Origin of the sequence: Brevundimonas sp., assembly GCF_036399195.1 — a bacterium.
GTDB lineage: Bacteria > Pseudomonadota > Alphaproteobacteria > Caulobacterales > Caulobacteraceae > Brevundimonas.
The window spans coordinates 1-4768 of sequence record NZ_DASWNO010000194.1 but is presented as its reverse complement, the minus strand read 5'-3'; the positions used below and the strand labels follow the sequence as shown (position 1 = coordinate 4768).

Here is a 4768-nt window from a genome sequence, read left to right as displayed (position 1 = left end):
ACCCCGTGCGCTTCCAGCCAGGCGAACTTCTCCGGCGTCCGGCCCTGGTCTCGCGAGCGGTCCGAGCCCTCGATCCGGCCGCCGCGCGACTGGACGATCAGGGCCAGCGGCAACATGCCGGAGCCGCCGACGCCGCAGAAGAAATAGTCGTCGTGATGCATCGGCTTGATCTTGGAGGGGGAAACCGGGAAGGCTCTAGCACGGGCGGCCGCAGGCGCCAGCCGCGGCGAGGGGCGTGAATGAAGATCGGCATCGTCAACGCCAGCTCGCGCTTCGACCCGGCCCGGGCCGCCGCCGTGGAGGCGTGGGTGACGGCGAACTTCCCCGACCGGTCCGTTGAGGTCGTGTTCCATCCGTCCGCCTTCCTGACGCATGGCCATTTCGGTGGGGACGACGCCGCGCGGGCCGAGGCCTTCGTCGAGTTCGCCAATGATCCTCGGATCGACGCCATCTGGTTCGCGCGCGGGGGTTACGGCGCGTGCCGCATCGCCGAGGCCGTCCTGCCGCGGCTGGACGCCGTGGCGCGCCAGAAGCGCTACCTCGGCTATTCGGACGCCGGCAGCCTGCTGGCCATCCTCTACAAGGCCGGCTTCCCGCACCTCGCCCACGGCCCGCTGGCCTCGGACGTGATGCGCGGCGACGAGACGGCATGGCGGGCGATCAACTGGCTGAGGTCGGGCGATCCGTCGTCGTGGGAGCCGTCGCTGAAGACCGACCCCCGTCCGGCCGCCGCCTTCAACATCGCCATCCTCGACGCCCTGGTCGGCACGGCGCTGGAGCCGGACCTCACCGGTCATGTGCTGATGCTGGAGGACGTGTCGGAGCCGCTCTACCGGGTCGACCGGATGATGTTCCACCTGACCGGACAGCCCTCGATCCGCCGCGTGGCGGGCATCCGGCTCGGCCGGATCTCCGACATCACATTCAACGATCCCGACTTCGGCCGAACCCCGGAAGAGATCGTCCGCGACTGGTGCGAGCGGTCCGGCATTCCCTTCCTCGGCGCCGCCGACATCGGTCACGACGCCGACAACAAGGTGGTGCCGTTCGGACCGCGCTGAACCGCGCCGTTCGCCTGATCGGGGAAGGCTGTCGACAGCAAGGCCCGGCTGCCTCCAGATGCCGATCAGCAGCGGCGCCGCCCTCGCGCCGCGTCCGCGTCTCGGGGGGAGAACGCGGCTTCGGTCCGGCCGGCGTCGGCAGGGCGCAGCCGGACCGAATGCGCCGCGACAAAGGCGGTGCTGGCGTCAGGCGCCCCGGGCCTCCATCTTGGTCCGGCATGAACCGCCGCTCTCTTCTGGTCCGCACCGCCGGTCTGGCCGCCGTCCTCGGCGGCGCATGGTGGGTGCGCGAGACCCTGCTGTGGCCGCGCCCCGTCCTGACCTTCGCCTCGCAAGGCGCGACGCCTTGGATGCCCTACGCCCGCCGAGGCTCGGCGCCGACGGTCCTCGTGCGGGTGGCGGGGCTGGAGGTCGCGGCCCTGATCGACAGCGGGGCCCAGTATTCAGTCATCGACCGCAGCCTGTTCGCCCGGCTGCCAGACCCCGCCCGCTCTCTGTTCGACATGCCGCTGGTGGCCTACGGCGTCGGCGGCGGCGCTCAGGTCGGCCGGGGAACCCTGCTGGATATCGCGCTGGACGGGCTGACAGTCACCGGACTGAGGGCCGCCATCCTCGACCTCGGGCCGCTGGCGTCCGAGGCGGGGCTGCGGACGCCGCTCATCCTCGGGCAGGACCTGCTCGGCGAGGCTGTGCTGGCGCTGGAGCCGCGCCGTCGCCACACGCGGTTGATCAGCCGCGACGCCTTCGTCCTGCCGCCCGATCTCGCGCCGGTCGAGGTCGCCCGGGCAGGCTCGGCCCTGACGGCCCAGGTCACGGTCGAAGGCTCGACGGTTCAGGCCGTTGTCGACACCGGCGCCTCGTCCCTGCTGGGTCTCAGTCGTGAGACCGCCGCCGCCGTCGGCTTGCTGGACGGTCGGCCGCAGGAGAGCGGGACCAGTCTCGTGCTGGGCGGCGCCGCGCGCACGGCGATCATCGAGGCGCGCACAGTGACCTTCGCCGATCACCTTTACCGGCAGGTGCCCGTGGGGGTGTTCGACCAGCCGCCGCTGCCCAATTTCCCCGGCGGGCTGGTCGGCATGGAGGCGTTCGCCGGCCGCCGCGCCGCGCTCGACGTCGGCGCGGGGACGCTGCACGTCTCCCGGCCGCTGGACCTGACCGTCGGCTAGAGCGCGCGGAAGGTGTCGCAGGCGGCGGGGTCGCCGGACTGGTAGCCGCGCCGCAGCCATTCTACCCGCTGGGCCGAGGTGCCGTGGGTGAAGCCGTCGGGCTGGACCCGGCCGCCCTGACGCCGCTGCAGGGTGTCGTCGCCGATGGCCGAGGCCGTCTGCATGCCCGCTTCGATGTCGCCGGCTTCGAGCGCGACCTGACCGTTCGACACCGAGGCCGCGTTGGCGGCCCAGACGCCGGCGTAGCAGTCGGCCTGCAGCTCAAGCGCCACCGAATAGCGGTTCGCCTCCGCCTGCCCCGACGCGCGCTGCTGGGCCTGCCGCACCTGCTGCGAGGCGCCGGTCAGGGTCTGGACGTGGTGGCCGTACTCATGGGCGATGACATAGGCCCGGGCGAAGTCGGCGCTGGAGGCGCCCAGCTGGCGCTCCATGTCGTTCCAGAATCCGAGGTCGAGATAAACGCGCCGGTCGGTCGGGCAGTAGAAGGGGCCCATGGCGGACTGGCCGAAGCCGCAGCCGGTCTGGGTGCCTTGCGTGTAGAGGGTGACGACGGGCGGTTGATAACCCTCCAGCTTTGTCTTCCAGACGTCGTCGACGTTGGAGCCGATCACGTCGACGAAGGCCCCGGCCTGATCCTCGGGGCTGCCCCGCTCGCCTTCCTGCGCCGCGCCCACGCCGCCGAACTGGCTTGCGACCTGAGTGGTGGTGGAGGGGTCGATGCCGAAGACGAAATAGCCGATCGCCGCGAGAACCAGCGTGCCGATGCCGCCCCCGGCGATGGCGCCGCCGCCCATGCCGCGCCGGTCATCAATGTTTCCGCCGCGCCGTCCGCCCTGCCACCGCATTCCGCTCTCCGTCCTGACCACCAAGCGAAGCAGGAACGCCGGTGGAGGGGAAGGGATGCAGAGCCGCTAGCGCGGCGCGCGATCCAGCCAGGCGTCGATCTGGCCGAGGCCCTCAGTCGTGGCGACGCGGCGCTCTTCAGCGGACAGGCGCAGGGTCCGCTCCTCTTCGGGCGAGCGCAGGGCGCGGTAAGGCTGCGCCTGAACCGGCTCGGGACGGCGCGCGGCCTGCACGCGCAGCCGATTCATCTGCGCCTCGACAGCGATCTGTGCGGACACGGCGTCCCGCTGATCCGCCTGCAAGCGGAGCCGGTCCATCTCGTACCGGTGCTGGTCGGCCTGATAGCGGTGCCGGTCGAACGCGCTCGCCCCATGCGGCTGCAGCGGCGGAACCTGCGCCTGCGCGGAGGTGGCGAAGAGACCGGCGATGGCGAGGGAGCGAAACAGCGTCATGCCCTCAAGATGGCGCCGGACCCCCGCCAGACCAAGCGTCGCCGTTTTCAGTGCGACCCTGATAGGGTCCAGACGCGAGTTCGCTTGACCGCGGAGTCCTCCAGCTCCCGTGTCGTGGGCACCGCATATTCGGCCAACAGGTCGAACCCTTCGCGTGGAAAATAGGTGCGCAGAGGATCGCCCACGAGGATGCGGGTCCCGCCCTGTGCCGCGCGGGTCAGCCATGCGAGCACCCGCTCCGCCATGGGCCGCTCATAGAAGACGTCGCCGGCGCAGATGACGTCGACCTGGGGCGGTTCGCTCTCCAGCATGTCACAGTCGGTGAAGGCGAGGGCGACGCCGTTGGCTTGGGCGTTCGCTCCGACGGCGGCGGCGCAGAAGGGATCGATGTCGGCGCACAGGACCGACGCTGCCCCAGCCTTCATCGCCGCGACGCCGACCAGACCGGAGCCGGCGGCGAAATCAAGCACCGTCGTGCCGGCGACCTCGACCCGGTTGTCGAGCAGCCATCGCGCCAGCCCCTGGCCCCCAGCCCAAGCGAAGGCCCAGAACGGCGGCGGCAGCCCTATCTCGCCCAACTCCTCCTCGGTCAGCCGCCAGATCGGCGTGACTTCGTCGGCCAGCCACAGCGAAATCTCCGGCGCATGCGGCACGGGCTGCAGCCGGGTGTTGGCCCGAATGAAGGCGGCGGGATCGGCGATGCGAGTCAGGTCGCGGCCCGCGGGCGTGTGGCGCTGGCGGTCACCAGCACGTGGCGATAGCCGGCGGCCACCTCCATGCGCGCGCCCTCGGGCCGGGCGCGGATCGCCCGGTGCAGGGCCGGAAGTTTCCAGCAGGGCACGTGCATGAACAGGTGGTGCTCGGCGTGGAAATTGACCCAGTAGGGGGCGATGAAGGCCCGCTCCAACCAGCCGGCGCGCGTGGTTCGGGCGGCGCGGAACGGGTCGGTCGCCGAGCCCTCGACGCAGGCGTGTTCGGCGACGTTGCGCAGGCGGGTCACCATCGGGAACCACGTGGCCATGGGCAGCAGCCACAGCGCGAAGAACGCCCACCAGACCCCCGCGGCGACGGCCGCAGCGAGCAGAACGCCGTTGACCAGCAGGAAGGGCGCGAGCGAGCGGCCGGTCACCACCGCGCCCTCGACCAGGTCCTCGTCCCTCCGGCTTTGGAAGGCGCGGAAGGCGAACAGCACCCGCTGCTTGAAGAATGTCTGGCCGGTCAGGTCGCGTACGATCTTGCGGCGCAG

General features: G+C 71.3%; 6 protein-coding genes. 2 read left to right on the top strand and 4 right to left on the bottom strand.

The features are described 5' to 3' along the window. The first annotated feature begins 239 nt into the window (after positions 1-239). Both VGB60_RS08950 and VGB60_RS08945 read left to right on the top strand, forming a co-directional pair. A complete protein-coding gene (locus VGB60_RS08950; protein ID WP_331037921.1) occupies positions 240-1061 on the top strand; it encodes an LD-carboxypeptidase in 822 nt (273 codons plus the stop codon). A 218-nt stretch (positions 1062-1279) separates the two neighbouring features. Next, positions 1280-2227, top strand: coding sequence for an aspartyl protease family protein (locus VGB60_RS08945; protein WP_331037920.1), 948 nt, complete (start codon positions 1280-1282; stop codon positions 2225-2227). On the opposite strand, the gene ypfJ is transcribed toward VGB60_RS08945, so the two are convergent. From ypfJ to VGB60_RS08925, 4 genes are all read right to left on the bottom strand, one after another. Continuing rightward, complete coding sequence (gene ypfJ, locus VGB60_RS08940) at positions 2224-3072, bottom strand: KPN_02809 family neutral zinc metallopeptidase (protein ID WP_331037919.1); 849 nt, start codon at positions 3070-3072, stop codon at positions 2224-2226. The genes VGB60_RS08945 and ypfJ overlap by 4 nt on opposite strands. A gap of 66 nt (positions 3073-3138) precedes the next feature. Next, complete coding sequence (locus VGB60_RS08935) at positions 3139-3522, bottom strand: hypothetical protein (RefSeq protein WP_331037918.1); 384 nt, start codon at positions 3520-3522, stop codon at positions 3139-3141. Positions 3523-3569: 47 nt separating this feature from the next. Next, a complete protein-coding gene (locus VGB60_RS08930; protein ID WP_331037917.1) occupies positions 3570-4175 on the bottom strand; it encodes a methyltransferase in 606 nt (201 codons plus the stop codon). 53 nt (positions 4176-4228) lie between these two features. Then, positions 4229-4768, bottom strand: a 540-nt coding sequence (locus VGB60_RS08925) for a fatty acid desaturase (RefSeq protein WP_331037916.1), incomplete at its 5' end; no start/stop codon positions are given.

Bases quoted from the DNA above. Each gene is read 5' to 3' on its own strand.
- VGB60_RS08950 (WP_331037921.1), top strand. From the start codon at position 240: ATGAAGATCGGCATCGTCAACGCCAGCTCGCGCTTCGACCCGGCCCGG.
- VGB60_RS08945 (WP_331037920.1), top strand. From the start codon at position 1,280: ATGAACCGCCGCTCTCTTCTGGTCCGCACCGCCGGTCTGGCCGCCGTC.
- ypfJ (WP_331037919.1), bottom strand. From the start codon at position 3,072: ATGCGGTGGCAGGGCGGACGGCGCGGCGGAAACATTGATGACCGGCGC.
- VGB60_RS08935 (WP_331037918.1), bottom strand. From the start codon at position 3,522: ATGACGCTGTTTCGCTCCCTCGCCATCGCCGGTCTCTTCGCCACCTCC.